This window comes from Inquilinus sp. KBS0705 (assembly GCA_005938025.2).
Taxonomy (GTDB): domain Bacteria; phylum Bacteroidota; class Bacteroidia; order Sphingobacteriales; family Sphingobacteriaceae; genus Mucilaginibacter.
Genome location: VCCI02000002.1, coordinates 315,504 through 339,606, shown reverse-complemented (window position 1 = coordinate 339,606; position 24,103 = coordinate 315,504). Strand labels below are relative to the sequence as shown.

The 24,103-nt window shown below is 43.1% G+C and carries 23 protein-coding genes; 13 read left to right on the top strand and 10 right to left on the bottom strand.

Annotation, left to right across the window (positions count from 1 at the left end; all coding sequences use genetic code 11):
- The first annotated feature begins 174 nt into the window (after window positions 1-174).
- Window positions 175-648: a transcription elongation factor GreA gene (gene greA, locus FFF34_012925; protein ID TSD64797.1), complete on the top strand. Its 474-nt coding sequence runs from the start codon at window positions 175-177 to the stop codon at window positions 646-648.
- 69 nt (window positions 649-717) lie between these two features.
- A complete protein-coding gene (locus FFF34_012920; protein TSD64796.1) occupies window positions 718-1,122 on the top strand; it encodes an HIT family protein in 405 nt (134 codons plus the stop codon).
- Window position 1,123: 1 nt separating this feature from the next.
- Here the strand turns inward: FFF34_012920 and FFF34_012915 are convergent, their stop codons facing one another.
- From FFF34_012915 to FFF34_012900, 4 genes are all read right to left on the bottom strand, one after another.
- Window positions 1,124-2,059: a LysR family transcriptional regulator gene (locus FFF34_012915; GenBank protein ID TSD64795.1), complete on the bottom strand. Its 936-nt coding sequence runs from the start codon at window positions 2,057-2,059 to the stop codon at window positions 1,124-1,126.
- Window positions 2,060-2,160: 101 nt separating this feature from the next.
- Window positions 2,161-3,996 carry a glutamine--fructose-6-phosphate transaminase (isomerizing) gene (gene glmS / locus FFF34_012910; protein ID TSD64794.1) on the bottom strand — a complete coding sequence of 612 codons (1,836 nt, stop codon included), beginning with the start codon at window positions 3,994-3,996 and terminating at the stop codon, window positions 2,161-2,163.
- Window positions 3,997-4,095: 99 nt separating this feature from the next.
- The gene (locus FFF34_012905; GenBank protein TSD64793.1) at window positions 4,096-5,463 is read right to left on the bottom strand and encodes a DUF4270 domain-containing protein; all 1,368 of its coding nucleotides are present in this window, start codon (window positions 5,461-5,463) and stop codon (window positions 4,096-4,098) included.
- Between the two features lie 15 nt (window positions 5,464-5,478).
- On the bottom strand, window positions 5,479-6,303 hold the full coding sequence (locus FFF34_012900) for a starch synthase (protein TSD64792.1): 825 nt from the start codon (window positions 6,301-6,303) through the stop codon (window positions 5,479-5,481).
- Window positions 6,304-6,456: 153 nt separating this feature from the next.
- Here FFF34_012900 and FFF34_012895 point away from each other — a divergent pair, with 153 nt between their 5' ends.
- The 4 genes from FFF34_012895 (at window position 6,457) to FFF34_012880 (ending at window position 9,807) form a co-directional block, all read left to right on the top strand.
- On the top strand, window positions 6,457-7,290 hold the full coding sequence (locus tag FFF34_012895) for a pantoate--beta-alanine ligase (GenBank protein ID TSD64791.1): 834 nt from the start codon (window positions 6,457-6,459) through the stop codon (window positions 7,288-7,290).
- A 124-nt stretch (window positions 7,291-7,414) separates the two neighbouring features.
- The gene (locus tag FFF34_012890; protein TSD64790.1) at window positions 7,415-7,765 is read left to right on the top strand and encodes an aspartate 1-decarboxylase; all 351 of its coding nucleotides are present in this window, start codon (window positions 7,415-7,417) and stop codon (window positions 7,763-7,765) included.
- A gap of 26 nt (window positions 7,766-7,791) precedes the next feature.
- A complete protein-coding gene (locus tag FFF34_012885; protein ID TSD64789.1) occupies window positions 7,792-8,739 on the top strand; it encodes a TonB family protein in 948 nt (315 codons plus the stop codon).
- 99 nt (window positions 8,740-8,838) lie between these two features.
- Window positions 8,839-9,807 (top strand): TonB family protein, encoded by a 969-nt coding sequence (locus tag FFF34_012880; protein ID TSD64788.1) that lies wholly within the window; start codon window positions 8,839-8,841, stop codon window positions 9,805-9,807.
- On the opposite strand, the gene FFF34_012875 is transcribed toward FFF34_012880, so the two are convergent.
- Window positions 9,808-10,332 carry a hypothetical protein gene (locus FFF34_012875; GenBank protein TSD64787.1) on the bottom strand — a complete coding sequence of 175 codons (525 nt, stop codon included), beginning with the start codon at window positions 10,330-10,332 and terminating at the stop codon, window positions 9,808-9,810. It abuts the gene before it with no gap.
- 273 nt (window positions 10,333-10,605) lie between these two features.
- Here FFF34_012875 and carB point away from each other — a divergent pair, with 273 nt between their 5' ends.
- Both carB and FFF34_012865 read left to right on the top strand, forming a co-directional pair.
- On the top strand, window positions 10,606-13,422 hold the full coding sequence (carB, locus tag FFF34_012870) for a carbamoyl-phosphate synthase large subunit (GenBank protein TSD64786.1): 2,817 nt from the start codon (window positions 10,606-10,608) through the stop codon (window positions 13,420-13,422).
- Between the two features lie 86 nt (window positions 13,423-13,508).
- On the top strand, window positions 13,509-14,204 hold the full coding sequence (locus FFF34_012865) for a hypothetical protein (protein ID TSD64785.1): 696 nt from the start codon (window positions 13,509-13,511) through the stop codon (window positions 14,202-14,204).
- A gap of 55 nt (window positions 14,205-14,259) precedes the next feature.
- On the opposite strand, the gene FFF34_012860 is transcribed toward FFF34_012865, so the two are convergent.
- Window positions 14,260-14,724, bottom strand: coding sequence for a DUF4920 domain-containing protein (locus FFF34_012860; GenBank protein TSD64784.1), 465 nt, complete (start codon window positions 14,722-14,724; stop codon window positions 14,260-14,262).
- A 125-nt stretch (window positions 14,725-14,849) separates the two neighbouring features.
- Between FFF34_012860 and FFF34_012855 the strand changes: the two genes are divergently transcribed.
- From FFF34_012855 to FFF34_012840, 4 genes are all read left to right on the top strand, one after another.
- Window positions 14,850-15,446, top strand: coding sequence for a ribonuclease HII (locus tag FFF34_012855; GenBank protein TSD64783.1), 597 nt, complete (start codon window positions 14,850-14,852; stop codon window positions 15,444-15,446).
- Window positions 15,447-15,504: 58 nt separating this feature from the next.
- Entirely contained in the window at window positions 15,505-16,701 is a 1,197-nt protein-coding gene (locus FFF34_012850) for a glycosyltransferase family 4 protein (protein TSD64782.1), read from the top strand.
- A gap of 54 nt (window positions 16,702-16,755) precedes the next feature.
- Window positions 16,756-17,835 (top strand): glycine cleavage system aminomethyltransferase GcvT, encoded by a 1,080-nt coding sequence (gcvT, locus tag FFF34_012845; GenBank protein TSD64781.1) that lies wholly within the window; start codon window positions 16,756-16,758, stop codon window positions 17,833-17,835.
- Window positions 17,836-17,925: 90 nt separating this feature from the next.
- Complete coding sequence (locus FFF34_012840) at window positions 17,926-18,645, top strand: 2-phosphosulfolactate phosphatase (GenBank protein ID TSD64780.1); 720 nt, start codon at window positions 17,926-17,928, stop codon at window positions 18,643-18,645.
- Here FFF34_012840 and FFF34_012835 read toward each other — a convergent pair whose 3' ends face one another.
- The 4 genes from FFF34_012835 to rsgA all read right to left on the bottom strand — a co-directional run bounded on the left by FFF34_012835 (window position 18,646) and on the right by rsgA (window position 21,400).
- Window positions 18,646-19,563, bottom strand: coding sequence for a DUF4349 domain-containing protein (locus FFF34_012835; protein ID TSD64779.1), 918 nt, complete (start codon window positions 19,561-19,563; stop codon window positions 18,646-18,648). It abuts the gene before it with no gap.
- 1 nt (window position 19,564) lies between these two features.
- On the bottom strand, window positions 19,565-19,894 hold the full coding sequence (locus FFF34_012830) for a nucleotide pyrophosphohydrolase (GenBank protein ID TSD64778.1): 330 nt from the start codon (window positions 19,892-19,894) through the stop codon (window positions 19,565-19,567).
- 23 nt (window positions 19,895-19,917) lie between these two features.
- Window positions 19,918-20,376, bottom strand: coding sequence for a D-tyrosyl-tRNA(Tyr) deacylase (locus FFF34_012825; protein TSD64777.1), 459 nt, complete (start codon window positions 20,374-20,376; stop codon window positions 19,918-19,920).
- Between the two features lie 106 nt (window positions 20,377-20,482).
- Window positions 20,483-21,400, bottom strand: coding sequence for a ribosome small subunit-dependent GTPase A (gene rsgA / locus FFF34_012820; protein ID TSD64776.1), 918 nt, complete (start codon window positions 21,398-21,400; stop codon window positions 20,483-20,485).
- A 252-nt stretch (window positions 21,401-21,652) separates the two neighbouring features.
- On the opposite strand from rsgA, the gene thrA reads away from it, so the two are divergent.
- Complete coding sequence (gene thrA / locus FFF34_012815) at window positions 21,653-24,103, top strand: bifunctional aspartate kinase/homoserine dehydrogenase I (protein TSD64775.1); 2,451 nt, start codon at window positions 21,653-21,655, stop codon at window positions 24,101-24,103.

Genomic DNA, 24,103 nt, shown 5'->3' with positions numbered 1-24,103 from the left:
TGACATAAAATTTGGATATTAAAACTTAATTCACTTATCTTCGTTTTACACTAAACAAGACTATGCAGGCACAGCCCACGTAGTCTTGTTTGTTTTTAAGGCCATTCGCTCTTCTATAAAAAGTAGTAGGGCGGTTTTTTTTGGCCCTTAATGTATTATATTAATAATTGTATTATGGCAGAGGTATCTTACTACACCAAAGAAGGTTTAGAAAATTTAAAAGAAGAATTACAACGACTAAAAACAACCGGCAGATCTGATATATCAAAGCAAATTGCCGAGGCCCGCGATAAAGGTGACCTTTCGGAAAATGCCGAGTACGATGCTGCAAAAGAAGCGCAGGGATTACACGAAGCTAAAATAGCCAAGATGCAGGAAATGCTTTCGAACGCGCGCCTGCTTGATGAGTCTAAACTGGATGTGTCAAAGGTTTTAGCGCTATCTATCGTAAAAATAAAGAACACTAAAAACGGTGCTACCATGAGCTATCAATTAGTATCAGAAAGCGAAGCCGATTTAAAATCGGGCAAAATATCAGTACTATCGCCAATTGCACAAGGCCTGTTAGGCAAAAAAGTAGGCGATAAAACCGAAATAGCAGTGCCGGCAGGCAAAATGGAATTTGAAATACTGGAGATATCCAGGTAATTATTGAATTATAGAATTATTGATTTTGGTATTCAGTAATTCTATAACTCACCAATTCAAAATTATACTATGAGCATATTCTCAAAGATAATAGCAGGCGAAATACCGGCGCATAAGGTTGCTGAAACCAATGAATTTTTGGCTTTTTTGGATATAAGCCCCTTAGCCGAAGGACATGTGTTGGTTATACCCAAAAAGGAAGTTGATTATATATTTGATATAGACGACGAAACCTACATGGGCCTGCAAATGTTTGCCAAAATTGTAGCCACCGGCATAAAAAAAGCCATTCCTTGTAAAAAGGTTGGCGTAGCTGTTATAGGTTTAGAAGTGCCCCATGCCCACATCCATTTAATACCGATGAACAGGGTGGATGATATGAATTTCGCGCGCCCCAAGCTTAACCCTACTAAAGAGGAACTGGAGGCAACCGCACAAAAAATTGTAACTGCTTTAAGGGAAGTAACCCATTAGGCTATATTTCCATTATCTCTTTTTTCTTTTTGGTACGTAGCCTTTTTGGTACAAATTCAATTATCTCATTTTTTAAGGCTTCTATCATGCGGCGCTTTAAAAAGTTGCGGTGTATCACCAGGCTTATTTCGCGTGCCGGCTCGGGGCTTTTAAAATAGCGCACGCGGTCGCGTTGTTTCTCATTCATGTCTGCAAGTGCAAGCTCCGGCAAAATAGTAGCGCCGTTGTTAGTGTCTACCATGCGCTTTAGTGTTTCTACACTGCCTGTATTATACTCAAAATGCTGAAAACCCTTGGTGGCTTTACGGCGCTGGCATATATTTAGTACCTGCTCGCGCATACAATGCCCCTCGTTAAGCACCCATATTTCTTCCATATCTATATCATCGGGTGTAATGGTTTTCTTTTTAAAAAGCTTGCTGTTTTTTGATGCATAGGCAACAAAATTCTCATAAAATACGGGTATTTCGGTCAAGGTGCTTTCGTGCAATGGAGTGGATAGTATGCCGCAATCTAATGTGCCTTGCTTTAACTGCTGAATTATGTTTTCGGTAGTTTGCTCCCATACTACCAGTTTAACCTGGGGGAATTTGACCATGAAGCCCTGTAATATCTTTGGTAATATGTAAGGAGCTACTGTTGGAATGATACCAACCTTTAATTCGCCTGAAAGATCTTTTTGCCTGTCGGATATAATTTCTTTTATCTTTTCACTTTCGGCCAGCAAAACACGCGCCTGGGCTATTATTTCGGCGCCAATTTCGGTAGGTACTACAGGCTGCCTGCCCCTGTCAAATAGCTTTACGCCCAGCGTTTCTTCCAGCTTATGTATCTGCATACTTAAGGTAGGTTGGGTAACAAAGCACTTTTCGGCAGCAGCCACAAAGCTACGGTAGGTATCTACCGCTATAGCGTATTCAAGCTGAGTTATGGTCATATCAATTAAATCTATATAAAGATAGTAATTAATTGATTTTTCCTATGGCTATTGCCAAACAAATTGTTAATTACGCTTGCTTATACCAGCCTGTGTATAGCCTATTCTACTGTTACGGATTTGGCAAGGTTGCGGGGCTGATCGACATTACAGCCACGTAGCACCGCTATATGATAAGCCAGTAACTGTAGCGGTATGGTAGCTAATAATGGCACAAAGGTCTCACCTGTTAAAGGAATCTCTATGGTGTAATCAGCCATTTCTTTTACCTCGGTGTCTCCTTCAGATACTATAGCGATAACGTGTCCGCCACGAGCCTTAACCTCCTGTATATTGCTTATCACTTTCTCGTAAGATGAGTTTTGCGTAGCAATAAACACCACCGGCATATCGGCATCAATAAGGGCTATAGGGCCGTGTTTCATTTCCGCTGCCGGATAACCCTCGGCATGTATGTAGGATATCTCCTTGAGCTTTAAAGCGCCCTCCAAAGCCACGGGGAACGAGCTGCCCCGGCCAAGGAATAAACAATTGGCCGAGTCTTTAAAACGTTCGGCAATTTCTTTGATCTGATCGTTTGATTTTAAGGCCTGCTCAACCAACTCCGGTATCTCGTCAAGCTCGGTAAGGTATTCAATAAACTTGCTTTGTGTAATAGTACCGCGCTGCTGGGCAATGTAAAAGGCCATCAGCGTTAATACAGTAACCTGCGATGTAAAGGCTTTGGTTGATGCCACGCCAATCTCGGGGCCTGCATGTGTGTAAACGCCCGCGTGAGTAAGGCGGGGTATTGATGCGCCTACTACGTTACATATACCAAAAATGGTTGCGCCCTTTTGTTTAGCCAGCTCGATAGCTGCCATAGTATCGGCTGTTTCGCCCGATTGTGAAATGGCTATTACCAGATCTTTTGATGATATGATAGGGTTACGATACCTGAACTCTGAAGCATACTCAACCTCAACCGGTACACGTGCATATTCTTCTATCAAATATTCGCCTACCAGGCCGGCGTGCCATGATGTACCGCAGGCTACAATAATAATACGGTCTATGTTCTTTAACTTCTCTACGTATTCTTTTATGCCGCCTAACTGCACATTGCCTTGTGCGGGATAAATACGGCCACGCAGGCAGTCGCGGATAGAGCGGGGTTGCTCGTATATCTCCTTTAGCATAAAATGCTCGTAGCCGCCCTTTTCAAGCATTTCCAGCTTAAGTTCAAGCTCCTGTATGTAGGGGGTCTGTACGGTGTTGTTAATATTTTTTACCAACAGGTCGTCGCGCTTTACGTAGGCTATCTCATTATCGTTTAGATAAATCACATTTTTGGTATACTCTACTATTGGGGTAGCGTCTGAGGCAATAAAATACTCACCTTTACCTACACCAATTACCATAGGGCTGCCTTTACGGGCGGCTATTAATTCATCAGGCTCATCGGCGCTCATAATTACTATGGCATAGGCGCCTATCACCCTATTTAGCGCCAGGCGAACAGATTCGCGCAGGTCAAGGGCGGTAACATGCTGTATTTCTTCAATAAGGTGTACCAGCACCTCGGTGTCGGTATCGCTTTTAAAGGAATGGCCTTTTGCTAATAAGGCTTCTTTAAGTACGCCATAGTTTTCGATAATGCCATTATGTATAATGGTTAGCTTACTATCGCCTGATGTGTGCGGGTGCGAATTACGATCACTTGGCGGGCCGTGTGTAGCCCAGCGTGTGTGTCCCATACCGGCGGTGCCTGCAAGGTTGGCCCCTTCTACCGAGTCTTCAAGGTCGCTTACCTTGCCGGCCTTTTTGTAAATATTAAGGGCGTCATCGGCCAAAGCTATACCGGCGCTGTCGTAGCCGCGATACTCTAATCGGTGTAATCCTTTAATTATTATCGGATACGCATCGCGGTACCCTATATAGCCTACTATGCCGCACATAAATTTATATTTAGATGTATTACAAAAATAGTTAGTTGTAGTGCATTAGCAATTATTATCGGTATAAAATACAAATACCCCTTTCGGGGTATTGTACAACTATTTAATTTTTGTGTAAATTATATTGAGCTTTATTCGGCTGGCCGAATTAGAACCGATAGCAATCGTTCGTTGGGCAACGCTTATGTCGGGTACAACGCCTATCACATCGGTTACAGTTGGTGCTGTTGCAGCCAGGAAAGTGCCGTAATCAACAGTTTTACCCCGGTAAAGGTCCTGTATAAACGCTGTTACTATAAAGTGGTACTCGCCTTTTGAAGGAACGTAATATCCACCAAATACGCCGGCGCGCGGGTCGGTACTTGACGCATCCTGCACCTGAACACGCTGTTTGGCAATATCGTACTTATATAAGGTAAGCCTGGTAATAGGTGCATATGGGGCAACACTATTAGGTGCAACCTTAATTACCAGTTCTGCCCTGTTTAATACTACATCGCTTCCCAAAGCCGCAAATGTATTTTTTATATTAGGAAAACTCAATTTCACCCTTGTGCCCGCCAGGCCCTCGATATAAGCAAGACCTGTTTTAGAGGTCCCATTTAATGCTGCCTGTACTTCTGTAGTATGCGTATGTTTAATTTCGGCAATGCGGTTAAATGCCGGCAAACTTATCATAGAAGTATCTGTCGTTGTTCCGTTAACCCTTTTGTAATAAATATTCACCAGTGCTTTATCCGCCGACAACATAACAATGCCACCGGGCCCTGTTGTGGCAGTTTTATCTAAACCAAGATAAAAGCCTCTTATTGTATTTTGGAATATATCCGCAGAACCCAAAACTGTACCGGATGCAGCAAAAAAGTTATTGTTAATAAAGTTTTTAGATATAGGTATGCGTATTTGTGGCATCACCTTTTGCACGGTATCTGTTGAATCTGCTCGGATCTTTGCAATAGTTAAGCTATCATTAGGTCGGGCATAAAATGTTTTTGTGCCCAATAGCGGCGCCTCATGCGAAAAATGGTAAGTGTTGTAATAGGTTTTACTATTTGATACACGCTCGCCTAACTGATACACATCAACTTTATATTTGGATGTAAGCGAATCGCCATAAAAACCGGCTGCATACGGCAAAACCATTACAGCCGAATCAATACTTATCGTTCCGCTTGGTAAGGAAAATGTCGATGCAGTACCCGGAAAAGTGGGTACGATAACCAAATTTGCTTCGGTTGTTCCCAATGCCGGGTCTTTAAAATACGCCAGAGGAGCGGTACCAGCCGACGCGGAGAGTACTGAATCTTCGGGAACGGTAGTAACTGTAATATTGGTATCGGCAATTAAAGTTCCGTTTAACTGGTTCTCTTCATCAACACCCAAACCAATGCCTTCCTGGCGTTTACAGCTATTCAAAATAAAAAGACTTATTAACAGGGTTAATAAGCCTAATTTGGAAAATTTCATATATGTGTTTAAAGCTTATGCAACATTCACCAATTCATCATTGGTAATTTCGTCGTAAAAATTGTAATAATTTTCGAAATCAGAAGTTGAAACGTAATCCATAACCGATTTATTGCTGTTTTTAACATTATTTAACACATCCGCATCAATAGTTGCACTGCCCAACACAATACCGTCGCTGTATTGAATGGCACCTGCATACATGGCAGCATTGGTCCCTTCTTTATAAACCTCGGTGTTAGCCTCGGTCATATCGCCCATTACTGCTTTGCGTGCAAAATCCGCATCCAATTTTTCGGTAAAATCATTTTCGTAAATAGAGTACACTACTTTTGAATTTTTAAAAGTAGGGTCGTCTTTGTAAGTGGTTTTTAAATAAGCGGGTATCAACGCGCTCATCCAGCCATGGCAATGGATAACATCCGGTGCCCAGCCCAGTTTTTTAACGGTTTCTAATGCGCCTTTGCAAAAGAAAATCATGCGTTCGTCGTTATCGGCATAAAACTTACCGTCTTTGTCGTTAAATACGTGCTTGCGTTGAAAGTACTCTTCGTTATCTAAAAAATAAACCTGCATACGAGCCGCCGGGATTGAAGCAACCTTTATGATCAATGGATTATCATTATCGTTGATAATGATGTTCATTCCCGATAAGCGGATAACTTCGTGCAGGCGGTTCCTGCGCTCATTAATGTTCCCGAAACGTGGCATCAAAATGCGAATTTCAAAACCTTTTTCCTGCATTGCTTGCGGAAGCTGGCGTGTTATTTCGGCAATTTTTGTAAGTTCAAGGAAAGGAGACATTTCATGAGTTATGAACAAAAGCTTAGATTTACCCATCACTAATCTGTATTAATAAATGTAAAGAAGTCAAAAAATTTGAGTTTGCAAATATAAGCATTATTATATGAACTGGCAACCACTTATGCAAGTATGTTTTGGTAATTTTTAATGATTTACACACCTTTACCAAATTTTTTGAACCACTTTACCTTGAAGATATTTACCACCCGCACCCAAATTGAGCAATATTTAGCATCGGCCAAGGGAAAAACCGTTGGCTTTGTACCCACCATGGGCGCCTTGCACAGCGGGCACCTATCGCTTATAGCGCGGGCAAAAGCGGGTAACGATATTGTTGCATGCAGTATTTTTGTAAACCCAACCCAGTTTAACGACCCTAAAGACCTTGAAAATTACCCCCGGCCAATTGAGGCTGATATTGCCAAACTGGAGCAAGCTGGGTGTGATGTTTTGTTTAACCCGCCCGTAACCGAAATATATGATGGTAATGAGCATTGGCATTTAAACATTGGCCCGCTTGAGCATTTGCTGGAGGGCGAGTTTCGCCCGGGGCATTACCAGGGGGTTACCCAGGTGGTATATAAACTGCTTAGCATTGTTAAGCCCGATGCGCTTTACATGGGCCAAAAGGATTACCAGCAGTTTATGGTGGTTAGCCGAATGGTTGAGCTGCTCAAGGTGCCGGTTAAAATGGTGATGTGCCCTATTGAACGAGAGACCGATGGACTTGCCATGAGCTCGCGCAATATTCATCTGTCGGCTACCGACCATGAGCACGCATTGGTATTATCCCGTACGCTTAAGTGGGTAATGGAGCACTTTAATAACAACGAGATACCCCAAATACAGCAACAAGCCTTTGATATGCTAAAAGCCGAACCCGGCGTTGAACCCGAATACCTGCGCATTGTAGATGGCCAAACCCTTTTACCGGCCAATGTGGCCACCAAAAGCGTGGTAGCCTTAGCCGCCGCCCGTGTAGGTAAAACGAGGTTGATAGACAATATGTTGATTAGTCAATAGATTATAGTCGATAGACCATAGAAAATCTAAGTGACGGACAATGCCGATAGCCCTCGACTAAATTTTACCTTCGATGGACTATTGACAATGGACTATCGACTAAAAATATTCCTACCTTTGCACCATGATCATTGAGGTATTAAAATCAAAGCTACATCGAGTTAAGGTTACCCAGGCGGAGTTGAACTACGTGGGCAGCATAACTATTGATGAAGATTTAATTGATGCGGCCAACATCATCCCGAACGAAAAGGTGCAGATAGTAAACAATAACAACGGCGCCCGTTTTGAAACCTATGTAATAAAAGGCGAACGCGGCACAGGCACCGTATGCCTTAACGGCGCAACAGCACGTTTAGCGCAGGTGGGCGATATCATCATCATCATGTCGTATGCTTACATGGAAACCGAAGAGGCCCGCGCTTACGAACCCATCCTTATTTTCCCCGACGCAAATAATAAGTTAATTAAGTAAATTAGCGGTAACCTATTACCCTGATTATGCGATTTACGTTTACCCTTTGCTTTTTATTTTGCGTGTTGGCATGCTTTGCGCAAGCTGATAAAATAACTTATTACAAAAATTCAGGCAGGCAGGTTACTATTCCTGATAGTGCCGACTTTATTCGTGTCGTCAGTGCGCCAGATGCGGGTTCTAAGCTTACCTATGTAAAAGAGTTTTACAAAAATGGCAAGCCGAAATTTGTGGGGACAGCTACAGGGTTTGAGTTTTTTTCGCTGGAAGGCCCCGCCGTTTCTTACTTTGAGAATGGGCACCGCATGTCTATAGCGAATTATAAAAAAGGGCGGCTTGTAGGGGATAGTTACGAATATTTCCCCAATGGCAAACCATATCTGTTTAAACAATACATTGATAATGGCCAGTATGCCGTTCCTGATTTCAAGCTGAAAGCCGTATACGATACGCTTGGCAATACAACGGCAGAAGATGGCAACGGAATCCTTACCATTTATTCTGAGGATTATTCTACCGCGATGGAAAGCGGCCCAATTAAAAAGGGTAAGAGGGATGGCTTATTGAAAGGAATAGCCAATCCTGATATAACTTTTGAAGAAACTTACAAAAATGGTTTATTAATAGATGGAACAGCTCTAAAAGATGGCCAGACTGCGCACTATAAACTAAGGGAATCGTCTCCTGAATTTATCGGCGGCACGTTTGCATTTTTAAAATATATTACTAAAAACTTCCGCATCCCTGCCGCCGACAAAGGAAAAAATTTAAGCGGGCGGGTTCTTATAACCTTCGTGGTCGAAAGAGATGGCAAGCTAACTGATATTAAAGTTGTTCGTTCTGTTAGTCCGGCAACTGATGAAGCTGCCGTCGATGTAATAAAAAAATCGCCAGACTGGAATCCTGCGCAATACTTTGGGTTTACGCTCCGTACCAAGTTTACAATTCCGGTAAATGTAGATCCTGAAGAATAACCCCCGCTTACTTAGCCGGGCTGGCACTAATGCCCAAACTACTTTCGGCTCTATTTATTGAAAATAATAAATAAATTAGGGCCCCCATTTACCCTTATTATGAGACTGTTTTTTATCCTCTTCTTTTTATTCTGCTCGAGTTTGAGTTTCGCTCAGTTGCAAAACGTTAAGTTTTTTAAATACGCAGACTACCCGGTCGCTTCTGCAGATAGTGCAGATTATATTTCCATTATATCCTTGCCCGACTCCGGCTCCGTACTTTATAATGTAGCTGAGTACTATAAGAGTGGCAAACCAAAACTTATCGGAAAATCTAAAAGATTTGACTATGTCCAACTTCAGGGCACTTGTGTATCGTTTTTTGAGAATGGGCACCGCAGCGCTATTGCAAATTACAATAACGGCGAACAAGAGGGCGATTGTTATGAATACTTCCCCAATGGGAAGACTTATATGCACAAAGAATACACGGAAAAGCCAAAGACAAGCCTGTTAAACAATTCGTTTGATTATACAATACGCGAAGCGTACGATAGCCTTGGGGTGGTAACCGTCGAAAATGGTAATGGAATACTAACTTTATACAATGCTTTGCGAACAGAAGCCACCGAACAAGGCCCGGTAATAAACAGCCAAAGAGATGGCGATTGGAGCGGTACTATAAGTGACCGGGGAATTGTTTTCAAGGAAACGTATGATCATGGAGTTTTGTTAACTGGTACAGCCACATCTCATGGCGAGACCATTACCTATACCAAAACAAGAACTGTTGCTCCTCAGTTTCCTAACGGAGAAAATGCTTTTGGCCGATTTTTAGCTAAAAATATTCATTATCCATCACAAGATAGGGAGCAACATATACAAGGAAGGGTGATATTGACCTTCTTTGTTGAAAAAGATGGCACTATTACTGGTATAAAAGTTATTCGATCAGTAAGTCCGGGATTAGATAGCGAGTCTATAAAGATCCTTTCGATGTCTCCGAAATGGGTTCCCGGAAAAGAGTTTGGCTTTCCGGCGAGGGTTCAGTACAGCATTCCGGTCAATTACGCTTTGGCAGAAGAGTAGTTACTTCGCCGGGCTGGCACTAATACCCAGCACTACTTTTAAGCTGGCATCTATAGTGCTTTTATTGCGCAATACATAAACCATGCGTATGCGCACGCTTTTTTCGCGCACCAGCTGGTCTAAAAAGTTAGAGTTATCTATATCTAATACAATGTTGTTACCCACATTGGCGCCAATGTCCGATCGTGATGCTACCATTACCTCGCCATCGCCATTAGGCTTGCTCATGTATATTTTGGCCGATACCAGGTTGCCTATGTTATAGTCCGATGGTACGGTGGCCTCCATCTTAGCCGATACGATGCGCACCTCGTTTATACGGCTGCCATTGTTGCCATCTTTGGTAAAGTTTTGATCGAAACTGTTGCCTATACTGGTGGCTGTAAGCGCAGTACCTGTTGCCGCCGATGCCGGGATAACCAAAGTAGCCGTATACGGAAAACTTGATTTAATAATAGATTGCATGGTGCCGCAGCCTGCAAAAACAAATAAAAGCAAGGCCAAAAACAGGGGTGTTTTTTTCATCACAACTGGTACAAATATTGGGTGGTTTAACTGGTAATAATAACTAAATATACAGCTATAGGTTTTAACAAACGGGTATATTGATAATTATATCATTATTTTTTAAAATTAAGATTTCAAATGTCTGTAAATTACTATCTTTGCACCCCGACACTGAGGTCGGGATTTCTCACCTTCAGTGCATAGATTTCAAGTTCTTAGTTATAGCCCCGTACTACTTTGATTGGGAAAAGCTTAATACTTTGAACGTAAGACTTTAAGACTTAAAAAACTATGCCCAAAGACACCTCCATTAAATCCGTATTGATCATTGGTTCAGGCCCTATTATTATAGGCCAGGCGTGCGAATTTGATTACGCCGGTTCGCAAGCCGCACTATCGTTAAAAGACGAAGGGATATCTGTTTCTATCATTAACAGTAACCCGGCCACCATCATGACGGATAAAGTTATTGCCGATCATGTTTATTTGCTGCCTTTAACCTGCGCGTCGATAGAGCAGATACTGCAAGAACAACACATTGATGCCGTGCTGCCTACCATGGGTGGCCAAACAGCGCTTAACCTTTGTATTGAGGCCGACGAGCAAGGAATATGGAAAAAGTATGGTGTTAAAATAGTAGGTGTTGATATTGCCGCAATAGAGAAAACCGAAAACCGGGAAGCCTTCCGCCAGCTAATGGTTGATATAGGTGTGGGTGTGGCAACATCAAAAATTGCCAACTCGTTTTTAGAAGGTAAAGAAGCCGCGCAAATCATAGGTTTCCCGCTGGTGATACGGCCAAGCTATACCTTGGGTGGTAAAGGCGCTGGTTTTGTACATAAAAAAGAAGATTTTGACGCTGCGCTAAGCCGCGGGTTGCAAGCATCGCCAACCCACGAGGTCTTGGTAGAGCAGGCCGTTTTAGGCTGGAAAGAGTACGAGCTGGAGCTTTTACGCGATAATAACGATAACGTTATCATCATTTGCTCGATAGAGAACTTTGACCCGATGGGCATACACACAGGCGACTCGATAACCGTGGCACCAGCCATGACATTGAGCGACCGCTGCTACCAGGAAATGCGCAACCAGGCTATAAAAATGATGCGTGCCATTGGTAACTTCGCGGGCGGCTGTAACGTACAGTTTTCTGTTAACCCGGCAAACGAAGAGATCATCGCTATCGAGATAAACCCACGGGTATCGCGCTCATCAGCCTTAGCATCAAAAGCAACCGGTTATCCAATTGCTAAAATAGCAGCCAAGCTGGCCATTGGTTATAACCTCGACGAGATAGAAAATCAGATCACAAAAACCACATCGGCTTATTTTGAGCCAACGTTAGATTATGTGATCGTTAAAATACCGCGCTGGAACTTTGATAAGTTTAAAGGCGCTAACCGCGAACTTGGCTTAACCATGAAATCGGTAGGTGAGGTAATGGGCATAGGCCGTAGCTTTATTGAGGCTTTACAGAAAGCCTGCCAAAGCTTAGAAATAGGCCGCGCTGGCCTTGGTGCCGACGGCCGCCAAAGCCGCAACCTGGAAGAGATAATGCACAGCCTGGAGCACCCAAGCTGGGACAGGCTGTTCCATATTTATGATGCCATGAGCCTTGGTGTACCTATGGAATCTATCCGTAAGGCAACCAAGATAGACCGCTGGTTTTTAAACCAGATACAGGATGTGGTGAACATGGAGACCGAACTGCGCCGCTACTCGCTGAATAATATTCCCGAAGATTTTTTCTTCACCCTTAAACAACGCGGATTTTCTGATACTCAGATAGCTTATATACTGGGTAACGTAACCGAAGAAGATGTTTACAAACGCCGCAAGGCCTTAAACATTAACAGGGTTTATAAAATGGTAGATACCTGCGCTGCAGAGTTTGCTGCCAAAACGCCATACTACTACTCAACCTACGAGGGCGAGAACGAATCTATTGTATCTGATAAAAAGAAGATAATTGTATTAGGCTCGGGCCCTAACCGCATAGGCCAGGGTATTGAGTTTGATTATAGCTGTGTACACGGTCTGCTTGCCGCTAAAGAAGCCGGTTACGAAGCCATAATGGTAAACTGTAACCCGGAAACGGTATCAACCGACTTTAATATGGCCGATAAGCTATACTTTGAACCCGTATTTTGGGAGCATGTACGTGAAATTATCGACCTGGAAAAACCCGAGGGCGTAATTGTACAACTGGGTGGCCAAACGGCATTAAAAATGGCGCAGAAGCTGCACGAGAACGGCATCAAGATCATCGGTACATCGTTTGATAACATGGATATTGCCGAAGACCGCGGCCGCTTTAGCGACCTGCTAAAAGACCTGGGCATCCCTTACCCTAAATATGGTGTTGCCGAAAGTGCCGAAGAGGCATTAGAGGTTGCCCACGAAGTAGGGTACCCGGTATTGGTGCGCCCAAGTTACGTACTTGGCGGCCAGGGAATGAGCATTGTGATAAACGACGAGGACCTGGAGAAAGCGGTGGTCAACTTGTTGAAAAATTTACCCGGTAATCGTGTACTTATTGACCACTTCCTGGATCGCGCTGCCGAAACGGAATCAGATTCGATCCACGATGGCGACGACGTACACATCATCGGTATGATGGAACACATTGAGCCGGCAGGTATCCACTCAGGCGATTCATTCGCGGTGTTGCCACCGTTTGACTTGAGCGATAGCGTGATAAGCCAGATGGAAGAATACACCGAAAAAATTGCACGCGCCTTAAACGTAAGGGGCTTGTTGAATATACAGTTCGCGGTTAAAAACGACACCGTGTATGTGATAGAGGCTAACCCGCGCGCATCGCGTACGGTGCCGTTTATAGCTAAGGCATACGATGTGCCTTACATCAACATAGCTGCCAAAGTAATGCTTGGCGCCAACAAATTAAAAGACTTTACCATCGAGCGTAAGCTTAAAGGTTATGCTATAAAAGAGCCCGTTTTCTCTTTCGATAAATTCCCGGAAGTGAACAAAGAGCTCGGCCCCGAAATGAAATCGACAGGTGAAGCCATCAGGTTTATACCTGATCTGGAAGACCCTTATTTCAGGCATTTGTATAAAGAAAAATCGATGTATTTGAGCAAGTAATTTAATTACTGGCATCGGTTTTGAATAAAAGGGTTGCTGCTGTGCAATTTTACGGCAGCAATATGGTTGTACTTAGTTGTATTGCATTGAAAGTTAGATTAAAGAATAGTGCACAGGTTTATACTTTAAATAATATAGACCCGGAAGAGATTAGTGACGTTTTATTGAAAATTGAGAAATCGTTTACTATAAAGTTTACTGATACTGAGCTTAAAGAAGCTAAAACATTTGGCGCGTTATGCGATGTTGTTATAGAAAAGGTGAAACAGCACCAGGCAGATAGCTGCACCACACAACAGGCCTTTTACAAGTTACGTAATGCTATTAACGCCCGTAACCCGGTAGAAAAGTACCTGCTAAAGCCACAAACTAAATTGGCCGAGATATTCCCCAGGGATAACCGCATAGAGGTTGTAGCCGATATTGAAAACGAAATGGGTTTTCATATGAATTTGCTGCAGCCCAAGCAATGGATAGTGTGGATGTTTGCCCTAATGCTGCTTGCCTTTATAACTGTTAGCTTTGTTTTTGGCACCATTGGGTATATTGGTATGGTTGTGTCAATAACAGGGCTTATACTTGCGGGCAAGTTTGGCAAAGAGCTTAAGGTAAAAACCCTTGGCGACCTGGCCGAAAAAATTGCCCGCGAGCATTACCTGAAATGCCGCCGCGATGCATCAACCGTTAATAGGGCCGAAGTAGTAGAAAAGGTAAAAGAGTTATTTTCAAAAGACCTTGACCTGGAACCATCGGTATTAACCAAAGAGGCAAAGTTTGCTTAAATAATATTATAGATATACTTGAAAGGCGCTGGCATTAAACCGGCGCCTTTTTTATTTATATATCTACCATTAAGCCCCGCACTTCAAATATTATACGGCGTTTTGGGTCAACTTTTTGGCGGTGTTGTTTAGTATGTGTTACTGTATCACCTGCAAAGTGCTGCAAGTCATCAGCGGTGAGTTTTCGGTCGGCAACGCCTTCAATTATAACCGTTCGGCCTTCAATAGCTACAGGCAAATGAATGTTGTAATTTTTAAAATGTGCCGATATCGTGCGCCCGCGGCCGGCATCCATTTCAAACCATCCACCTTGCTCTTTTGTTACTTTGGTTATTTTACCAATTATTGCTGTGCTTACCCTTATCTTCTTGCCCATAAAGTCCTCAATTTTTGAAGAAGGGACCGGTCCTATGTTGTTGGGTTTATTGCCAAACACCATTCCGTGTGGCAGTGGAGTATGCCTTTGTGCGTAGCTATAAAGTCCGCAAAGAATCAATAATAAGGTTACCATTCGCCGCATACAGTAATAACATTCTTAATTATTGTTAGTTTCATTTATCTGCCCGACGGGTTTATTTTTCAACAATCTTTGCCTTCGGCAGGCTATTTTTAGGATATTTGTAACCTGAATTACTTAACAAAAACATGTTATTAGCCCGGTATCAGTACGAATTTATTGAAGCAGGATGCGATGAGGCCGGCCGGGGCTGCCTTGCAGGGCCGGTATTTGCCGCGGCTGTAATTTTACCCCATGATTTTGACCATCACCTGCTAAACGATTCGAAACAGTTGCCCGAGGAAGTACGATACGAATTACGTATAGAGATAGAGCAAAAAGCGATAGCCCATGCTGTAGCCTGGTGCGATAATGACGAGATAGACGAGATCAATATTCTTAATGCCTCATTTTTAGCCATGCACCGCGCTATAGAAAAGCTTAACCAACGACCGGAGTTTTTAATAATAGACGGCAACCGCTTTAAAAAATATGGCAGCACGCCCCACCAGTGTATTATACAGGGCGATGGCAAATATTTTAGCATAGCGGCGGCATCTATATTGGCAAAAACCTACCGCGATGATTACATGAAGCAAATTGCAGCCGAGCACCCCGAATATAACTGGCATTCTAACAAGGGCTATCCCACTATAGACCATCGCAAAACGGTGATAAAAAAGGGATTTACGCCATATCATCGTAAAACCTTCCGTGTAACCGAGCCTTTACCAATTGTGCTTTAAGGTTGCCAAAGCCTTTAAGGTTTATTAAGTTTGCACTACCAATTATTTACTACTCGTTTTGAGGATCTTAATACTAACACACCGTGTCCCGTTTCCGCAGAATGGTGGCTACCCTATTGTGGTGGGCAATACCATTAAAGGCCTTATCGGCCTTGGTCACCAGGTGTCGTTAATATCCCTTAATGTTAAAAAGCAATCCTACAAAGAGCGCGAACCTGATGAATTATTAAGTAAAATAGCTTATACCGAATATGATATAGATACCCGAGTGTCTATGATAGAGGTGTTCAGCAACCTGTTTACCCAAAACTCATACAACATTGATAAGTACTACAATTCGGGCTTTGAAAAACTACTGCTGAACGACCTGAAAGAGAACAAATATGATGTCATTCAACTCGAAGGAATTTTTGTAGCGCCTTATTTATCCGCTATCCGCAGAGTATCGAAAGCCAAAGTGATTTTTAGGGCGCATAATATAGAGCACCAGGTTTGGCAAAAACTGGCGCAGCAAATGAAAGACCCGTTTAAAAAGTGGTACCTGCGTTTGCTTGCCCGCCGCATTAAAAATTATGAGATTGAGTTACTTAATAAGTTTGATGGAATTGTTGTTTTCACCAGGCAGGATAAAAACTCAATGCTGTCATTCGGCACCAAAATACCCGTTAGCGTTTTGCCCATTGGTGTCGACCTGAATCAGTACAAACCCGATCATATCAAAACAGAATTCCCGAGTCTCTTTTTCCTGGGGTCGCTTGACTGGCTGCCTAATCGCGAGGGTATTGAATGGTTTATTGAAAGTTTTCATAAAGACCTTACCGACGGCGACCTTAAGGTGAGGTTTTATGTGGCCGGCAATAACATACCCGAAGAGTTTGACGATTACGAGGTGCCGGGCAAGGTATTTATACGTGGCGAGGTAGACGATGCGCTGGAATTTGTGAATAGTAAATCTATCATGATCGTCCCGCTATTATCGGGCGGGGGTATGCGGGTAAAAATAGTAGAGGGTATGGCTATGCAAAAATGTATTATCTCCACTCCATTGGGTGCCGAGGGCATTAATTACAGCAATGGCAGGGATATCATCATTGCTAATAATACTGATGACTTTCATGCTGCTATAACAAAATGTATAACCGACGAACATTATTGCCGCGAAATTGGAACAAACGCCCGCCGCTTAATAGAGGATCAGCACGATGTTAATAAGGTAACTGCCGATCTTATTACTTTTTATCAATCAATTAGCTGAACAAGCCCCGCACTAACGCTATTTTACTATTTTTGTGCCGATTAAATTTTACTCATGAAAAACACTGCTTTAACAGACGTACATGCCAAATTAGGCGCTAAAATGGTTCCCTTTGCAGGCTATAGCATGCCCGTACAATATACAGGCATTAATGCCGAGCATGAAACTGTACGCAAAGCGGTTGGTGTATTTGATGTAAGCCACATGGGCGAGTTTATTTTAAAGGGCGAAAAAGCGCTTGATCTGATACAACGCGTTACTAGCAACGATGCTGCTAAATTATATGACGGCAAAGTACAGTACTCGTGCCTGCCTAACCAGGATGGTGGTATTGTTGATGACCTGCTGGTTTACCGCATGGATGAGAAAACCTATATGCTGGTAGTAAATGCATCTAACATAGAAAAGGACTGGAACTGGATAAGCAAATACAACACCGAAGGTGTGGATATGAAAGATATATCTGACCGCACATCTTTATTAGCCATACAGGGCCCAAAAGCCGCCGAAGCATTGCAGAGCCTTACCGACATTGACCTGGCATCAATGGAGTACTACACCTTTAAAAAGGGCACTTTTGCAGGCATTGATAATGTTGTGGTATCGGCAACAGGCTATACAGGGGCAGGTGGTTTCGAGATATATTTTGAAAACGCTAATGCCGAAAAAATTTGGGATGCCATATTTAAAGCAGGCGAGCCATTTGGCATTAAGCCAATAGGCTTGGGCGCTCGTGATACCTTACGTTTAGAAATGGGCTTTTGCCTCTACGGCAACGATATTGACGATAATACATCGCCCTTAGAAGCAGGGCTGGGCTGGGTAACTAAGTTTACCAAAGCGTTTACCAACTCCGAGGCCTTACAACAGCAAAAACAAACCGGCGTAACCCAAAAGCTGGTCGGCTTTGAAATGATAGACAGGGGCATCCCACGCCACGACTATACTATAGTTGATGCCGACGGCAATAACATTGGCCGGGTAACATCGGGCACACAATCACCATCGCTGCAAAAAGCTATTGGCATGGGCTATGTAAAAAATGAATTTGCTAAAGAAGGCAGCGAAATTTTTATCAGCATTCGCGATAATAAAGTAAAAGCAAAGGTGGTAAAACCGCCATTTTATAAATAAGAGCCCTTCGCTCTCATTGGGTCATTATATCTGGGTCGTTTTTAGGGGCGCCTTTGTGACTGCACCAATGACCTAATGTTACCAAGACCAATGACAAAAAGCTTAGACGTTTGCCTTACCCCCGCACTTATACCGCTTTATAATGTAGAAAACTATATTGTGGTGGTTATCGATATTTTTCGGGCCACATCATCTATCTGCTATGGTATCGAAAATGGGGCAGAAGCCATCATTCCGGTATCAGAGGTGGAAGAATGCGCAGCCTACCGCGAAAAAGGCTTAAACTATTTACTGGCTGCCGAGCGCAATGGCGAGGTGGTAGAAGGTTTTGATTTCGGCAACTCGCCATTCTCGTACACTAAAGAAAAAGTGTCGGGCAAAACGGTAGTACTCACTACAACAAACGGTACCCATGCGCTGCATTTATTGCGCAGTGCCAAAAGGATAGTAATTGGTTCTTTTTTAAACCTGACCGCACTTTGCAACTGGCTAAAAACCCAGAACGAAAACATCTTGCTGGTATGCGCCGGATGGAAGAATAACTTTAACCTGGAAGACGCCCTATTTGCCGGAGCCGTTATCGAACAACTTAAAGGCCACGGCTTTGTGATGGACGACCCGGCCATCGCCGCAAACGACCTGTTCCAGTTGGGCAAGCACGATATAGCTCAATACCTCAGCAAAACATCGCATGGCGAACGTCTTAAAAAGTTAGGTATCGAAAAGGATATTGCCTTTTGTTTACAAGTTGACCTTACAACAGCTATACCCGTTTTAGAAGGCGAGAAGTTGGTGAAGCTACAGCAATAGCTATTCTTTGTATGCATTGCTTTTGCCCCAGCGGCGCAACAGCAGAACAACGATGAAGATAGCCAACCAAAGCGGCCATAACGATACAATACCGAAGAAAAGGTTCTGTATAAACAACCAACCACCGGCCAGTGCTTGTTTAAGCTTATAAACAAAACCGTTACCTGCTGCAACCTGGGCCGCTTGTTTGGTATAAAAGGTGATAGACAAGGTGCTATAGTCCACCTGTTTGCTCATATAATTGAGCTGACCTTGAGTTGATTCTATATCACTGCGAATTTCAGTAAGCTTGCTTTCAATCTCCAGCACATCAGACATTTTGGTTGCTTTCTTCAGCAGATCAAGGTAACGCGCTTCTAGTAACTTTTTATTACTAAGCCGGGTTTTAACATCAATGAATTGTGTGGTTACATCGCTTATACGGATATTCTTGCTATCTATCTTTGTGGCAGTTGCCGATACATTGCTCAAAAACGCATCGAAGCTTTGTGCTAGTATCCTTATGTTTAGGGTATAGTCTTTACGGTTTTCCTCACCATTTGTTGATTCGCTATCGTTTTCTATATATCCGCCCAACTTTTTAAGCGTGGCCAATATTTGCTTACGGGTTTCGGCAACATCACCAGTTTCAAAGCTAATATCACCTTCCTTAATTATCTTCTTATCTGTTTCTGAGACATTGTCGAGCAAGTCAGGATTAACGGCGTCATTTGACCCCGTCTTAATACGCACCTCTTTAAGGTTAGCTGAATATCCCTTGTTTTTTGATGTAGGCGGTGGGATATTTAATTCCGTTTCATTATCTGCCTTAGCAATCGGTAATGCGGAGTGTGCTATTTCAACATTTTCTTTATCATACTTGCTCGAGCATGCCACCAGTCCTAATATAGCAACAGCAACAAAAAATAGCTTTTTCATTTTATGGGTTTAACTTCTCATTATTCTTGTGCCTGTCTGCGTCGCGTATACTTTTCTTTTGCATATTTTTTTCAAGCGCGTCAGTCAGGTCTATTCCTGTTTGGTTGGCAAGGCAAATCAACACAAAAAGCACATCGGCCATTTCATCTGCCAGGTTAACCTCGGTATCTGATTTTTTGTACGATTGCTCGCCATATTGCCGGGCCATTATCCTTGCAACCTCACCAACTTCCTCCATTAAAATGGCAGTGTTAGTAAGTTCGTTAAAATAACGGATGCCGGTTGTTTTTATCCAGTTATCAACTAGATGCTGCGCTTCCTTAATTTCCATAAAAGATTATTAAAATATTTTATTTAATGGTTCTCGCGGTCTTTCGTGTCCATAATTATTGTTACCGGACCATCATTCACAAGGCTAATTTTCATATCAGCCCCAAAAATGCCGGTGGCTGTTTTTTTGCCTGTTAGGGCATCAAGCGTGGTTATCATTTTTTCGTAAAGCGGAATAGCCTTATCGGGCCTTGCCGCCTTTATAAACGACGGGCGGTTGCCTTTTTTCGTTTGCGCAAAAAGCGTGAATTGAGAAATCAATAAAATCTCGCCGCCAACATCAGCCAGTGCTTTGTTCATCAATCCGTTTTCATCGCCAAAAACCCGCATGCCTGCTATTTTTTGCGCCAGCCATTGCAGGTCTTCTTCGGTATCGGCATCTTCAATACCTAAAAGCACTAAAAAACCTATACCAATTTGTCCGGTAATGTTGCCTTCGACTTTGCACGATGCTTCTGTAACTCTTTGTAAAATTGCACGCATATAGAAATTGATTCAAGATGTCAAGATACAAGAATCAAGGCTCTTTTAATTTCTTGTTGATAATATTTTCTGTCGTGTTTTTTGGCTCTTATATCCTGGTTCGCTACTAAGCCCTTGTATCGTTTCCGTTATAAATGCTCAGGTAGCTATCGTAACGCGAAAAAGCGATGTCGCCCGCTTCTATGGCCTCTAACACCGCGCAGCCCGGCTCGTTAATGTGCCGGCAGTTGTTAAAGCGGCACTGGTTCATCAGTTCGCGCATCTCGGGGAAAAAGTGACTTAATTCCTGCTTTTCAATATCAATTACCCCTAACTCGCGTATGCCTGGGGTATCAATAATATAGCCGCCCTGTGGCAATTCAAACATTTCGGCAAAGGTGGTAGTGTGCATCCCCTTGTCGCTCCAGTCAGATATCATGTGTGTGCGCAGGTCCAGGTTGGGCAATAAACGGTTAATTAGGCTTGATTTACCTACACCCGAGTGGCCCGAAAATAAGGTCACCTTATCTTTTAGCAGGGTTTGCACCTCATCAATATTCGTCCCCTCTAATGCCGACACCGAGTAACACGCATACCCTATGTTTTGGTAGATTGACTGATAGTCGGCCAATATCTCTAATCCTTCCTCGCTAAACAGATCAAGTTTGTTGAATATTAAGCACGCCGGTATATCGTATGCCTCTGCAGTAACCAAAAAGCGGTCGATAAAGCCTAAAGAGGTGCGTGGCGAAGCCAGTGTTACCACCAGTAAGGCAAGGTCGAGATTAGCTGCTATGATCTGTGCTTGTTTAGACAGGTTAATAGACTTGCGTATAATATAGTTTTTACGCTGGTGCAGGTTGGTTATTACGCCTGTACCTTGCTCGGGCTCCATTTCATAATCTACCACGTCTCCAACAGCCAATGGGTTGGTTGTGGTGATCCCCTTGGTACGAAATTTCCCTTTTATACGGCAATCAATAACCTGGTTGCCGGCTTTTACCTGGTACCAGCTTCCGGTCGATTTTGTTACTAAACCCTGCATACGGCCGCAATTTAGGAAAGATATAAGGCAATGAAAAAATAAAAACGCTTGTGTATTTGTTTATTAGAAAATAATCTACTTACTTTACCGACATTATATATGACAATTAACAACACCATAATTACAACAATTATTACCACCGGGATAAAAGACGGAGGAAGATAATCGTATGGTGTAAAATATAAACAACAAACCAAATGAAGCCTTCCTCCGAAAAGAGGAAGGCTTTTTTATTATTATCACAAACAAAAAATGAAAATTCTAAAGTTCGGCGGCACATCCGTAGGTTCCGTCAAAAGCATCCAAACCCTGCTACAAATACTAAAAGAGCAAGATAGCCCCGGTAACCGGCCCGTTGTTGTACTAAGCGCCATGGGTGGCGTAACCAATTTACTGGTGTCAATGGCCGAAGATGCCGCCAACGGCAAAGAGTTTACCGCTCAACTGGCCGAACTTGAAAAACGGCACTTTGATGTAGTAAAGGCTTTGTTAGATATTCAGAACCAAAACCCTGCGTATACCCGCTTAAAAATACACTTTAATCAACTAGAGGAATTGCTGCAGGGCGTTTTAACCTTACAGGAACTAACACCCAAAACACGCGACCAGATATTGAGTTATGGCGAGCGCTGCTCGGCATTAATGATAAGTAAAATAGCAGCGCAGCATTTTGAGGGTGCAACCTTTGTTGATGCTTCTGAACTAATAAAAACGGATAATGCATTTGGCAATGCCAAGGTGAATACCGGCCTAACCGAACTTTTGATAAAAGGTTATGTGCAGGAAAACAGCGATAAGCTACTATTTGTAACCGGCTTTATAGCAGGCAACGATGCCGGCCAGATAACCACCCTGGGCCGTGGCGGCAGCGATTATACCGCGGCTATATTCGGCTCGGCTTTAAACGCCGATGAGATACAAATATGGACAGATGTTAACGGGATGATGACCGCCGACCCGCGTATGGTTAAAAAAGCATTCCCTTTAGAGGAGCTTTCATATACCGAAGCGATGGAGTTATCGTACTTCGGCGCTAAGGTTATTTACCCGCCCACCATGATTCCGGCCTTTTTAAAGAAGATACCTATTGTTATCAAAAACACCTTTGAGCCTGCCTTTGCCGGCACGGTTATCCGCCACGATTGCAAATCATCAAATTTGCCTATCAAAGGGATCTCCTCTATCAACAACATCAGCATATTAAGCCTTGAAGGTAGCGGTATGGTGGGTAAATCGGGCTTTAGCGGCCGTTTGTTCTCTCTATTAGCCCGCGAGCAGATCAATATCATCCTTATCACCCAGTCATCATCAGAGCACAGTATAACATTCGCTGTACAGCCGCATGATGTAGACAATGCCCGGAAATTAATAGAACAAGAGTTTGAACTGGAGTTATTGGCTAACAAGCTGGAGCCGTTGGTGGTAGAAAAAGGCCAGGCCATATTAGCCATAGTAGGCGAAAATATGAAACAAACACCCGGCGTATCGGGCAAATTATTTCATGCGTTAGGCCGAAATGGTGTTAACGTAAGGGCAATTGCACAGGGCTCCTCAGAGTATAATATTTCCGTTATTATATCGGCACACGATTTGGCAAAAGCCTTAAACGCCGTACACGATGCCTTTTTTATACAGTTAACCAAAACTTTGCATGCCTTTTGCTTGGGTACAGGCAATATTGGCAAAACCCTGTTTAACCAGTTAAACGCACACCGCGATTTCCTTCAAAAAAACAATGGAATACAGGTTAAAATAGCCGGCATAAGCAATACCCGTAAAATGGTTTTTAATGCGGATGGCTTATCTTTAGATACCTGGGAGGACGAATTGCAGCAATCAAATCACGTGGCCGATCTGAAAACATTTATTCACCACATGAAAGAAATGAACCTGCCCAATTGCGTGTTTATTGACAATACTGCCAGCCCCAAACCTATCGAGTTTTACGAAGAGGTGTTTAAATCGAACATATCAGTAGTTACCTGTAATAAAATAGGCAATTCGGCTGCTTACAGCCTGTATAAAACCTTTAGGGATACCGCCCGCAAGCACGGTGTCGACTTTTTTTACGAAACCAATGTGGGTGCAGGCTTACCTATCATCCGCACATTAAAAGACCTGATGAGCAGCGGCGACCGCGTACAGCGTATAGAAGCTATCCTGTCGGGAACTATCTCATTTATATTTAATCACTTCAAGGGTGACGCCAATTTTCATAATGTGGTAAAAGAGGCGCAGGAAAAAGGCTATACCGAACCCGACCCTCGCGACGATTTGAGCGGTAAAGATTTTATGCGCAAAATGCTGATACTGGCCCGCGATGCCGGCTACGAAATGGAAGAAGCTGATGTGGAAATAGAGAGCATGCTGCCAAAAGCATGCCTTGAGGCCCAAACAGTTGATGATTTTTATGCTTCGCTTAAAGCCGAAGATGCTTACTTTACTAACCTAAAGCAACAAGCCGAAAAAGACGGAAAGGTATTACGCTACATTGGCAAGCTGGAAGATGGCAAAGCATCTATTACCCTGCAAAGCGTAGACGACAACCACCCTTTTTATATGCTGTCGGGCAGCGATAATATTATATCGTTTACTACCGACAGGTATAGAGAACGCCCGCTGGTGGTTAAAGGCCCTGGTGCAGGCGCCGAGGTAACCGCTGCGGGTGTATTTGCTGATCTGATAAATGTTGGGGCCAATTAA

What these genes read in the sequence shown, in the direction of transcription:
- FFF34_012860 (TSD64784.1), bottom strand. Translation starts at nt 14,724, where the DNA reads ATGCGGCGAATGGTAACCTTATTATTGATTCTTTGCGGACTTTATAGC.
- FFF34_012885 (TSD64789.1), top strand. Translation starts at nt 7,792, where the DNA reads ATGCGATTTACGTTTACCCTTTGCTTTTTATTTTGCGTGTTGGCATGC.
- FFF34_012900 (TSD64792.1), bottom strand. Translation starts at nt 6,303, where the DNA reads ATGGGTAAATCTAAGCTTTTGTTCATAACTCATGAAATGTCTCCTTTC.
- FFF34_012890 (TSD64790.1), top strand. Translation starts at nt 7,415, where the DNA reads ATGATCATTGAGGTATTAAAATCAAAGCTACATCGAGTTAAGGTTACC.
- FFF34_012830 (TSD64778.1), bottom strand. Translation starts at nt 19,894, where the DNA reads ATGGAAATTAAGGAAGCGCAGCATCTAGTTGATAACTGGATAAAAACA.
- FFF34_012875 (TSD64787.1), bottom strand. Translation starts at nt 10,332, where the DNA reads ATGAAAAAAACACCCCTGTTTTTGGCCTTGCTTTTATTTGTTTTTGCA.
- FFF34_012835 (TSD64779.1), bottom strand. Translation starts at nt 19,563, where the DNA reads ATGAAAAAGCTATTTTTTGTTGCTGTTGCTATATTAGGACTGGTGGCA.
- gcvT (TSD64781.1), top strand. Translation starts at nt 16,756, where the DNA reads ATGAAAAACACTGCTTTAACAGACGTACATGCCAAATTAGGCGCTAAA.
- FFF34_012920 (TSD64796.1), top strand. Translation starts at nt 718, where the DNA reads ATGAGCATATTCTCAAAGATAATAGCAGGCGAAATACCGGCGCATAAG.
- glmS (TSD64794.1), bottom strand. Translation starts at nt 3,996, where the DNA reads ATGTGCGGCATAGTAGGCTATATAGGGTACCGCGATGCGTATCCGATA.
- FFF34_012840 (TSD64780.1), top strand. Translation starts at nt 17,926, where the DNA reads ATGACAAAAAGCTTAGACGTTTGCCTTACCCCCGCACTTATACCGCTT.
- FFF34_012825 (TSD64777.1), bottom strand. Translation starts at nt 20,376, where the DNA reads ATGCGTGCAATTTTACAAAGAGTTACAGAAGCATCGTGCAAAGTCGAA.
- carB (TSD64786.1), top strand. Translation starts at nt 10,606, where the DNA reads ATGCCCAAAGACACCTCCATTAAATCCGTATTGATCATTGGTTCAGGC.
- FFF34_012855 (TSD64783.1), top strand. Translation starts at nt 14,850, where the DNA reads ATGTTATTAGCCCGGTATCAGTACGAATTTATTGAAGCAGGATGCGAT.
- greA (TSD64797.1), top strand. Translation starts at nt 175, where the DNA reads ATGGCAGAGGTATCTTACTACACCAAAGAAGGTTTAGAAAATTTAAAA.
- FFF34_012880 (TSD64788.1), top strand. Translation starts at nt 8,839, where the DNA reads ATGAGACTGTTTTTTATCCTCTTCTTTTTATTCTGCTCGAGTTTGAGT.
- FFF34_012915 (TSD64795.1), bottom strand. Translation starts at nt 2,059, where the DNA reads ATGACCATAACTCAGCTTGAATACGCTATAGCGGTAGATACCTACCGT.
- thrA (TSD64775.1), top strand. Translation starts at nt 21,653, where the DNA reads ATGAAAATTCTAAAGTTCGGCGGCACATCCGTAGGTTCCGTCAAAAGC.
- rsgA (TSD64776.1), bottom strand. Translation starts at nt 21,400, where the DNA reads ATGCAGGGTTTAGTAACAAAATCGACCGGAAGCTGGTACCAGGTAAAA.
- FFF34_012905 (TSD64793.1), bottom strand. Translation starts at nt 5,463, where the DNA reads ATGAAATTTTCCAAATTAGGCTTATTAACCCTGTTAATAAGTCTTTTT.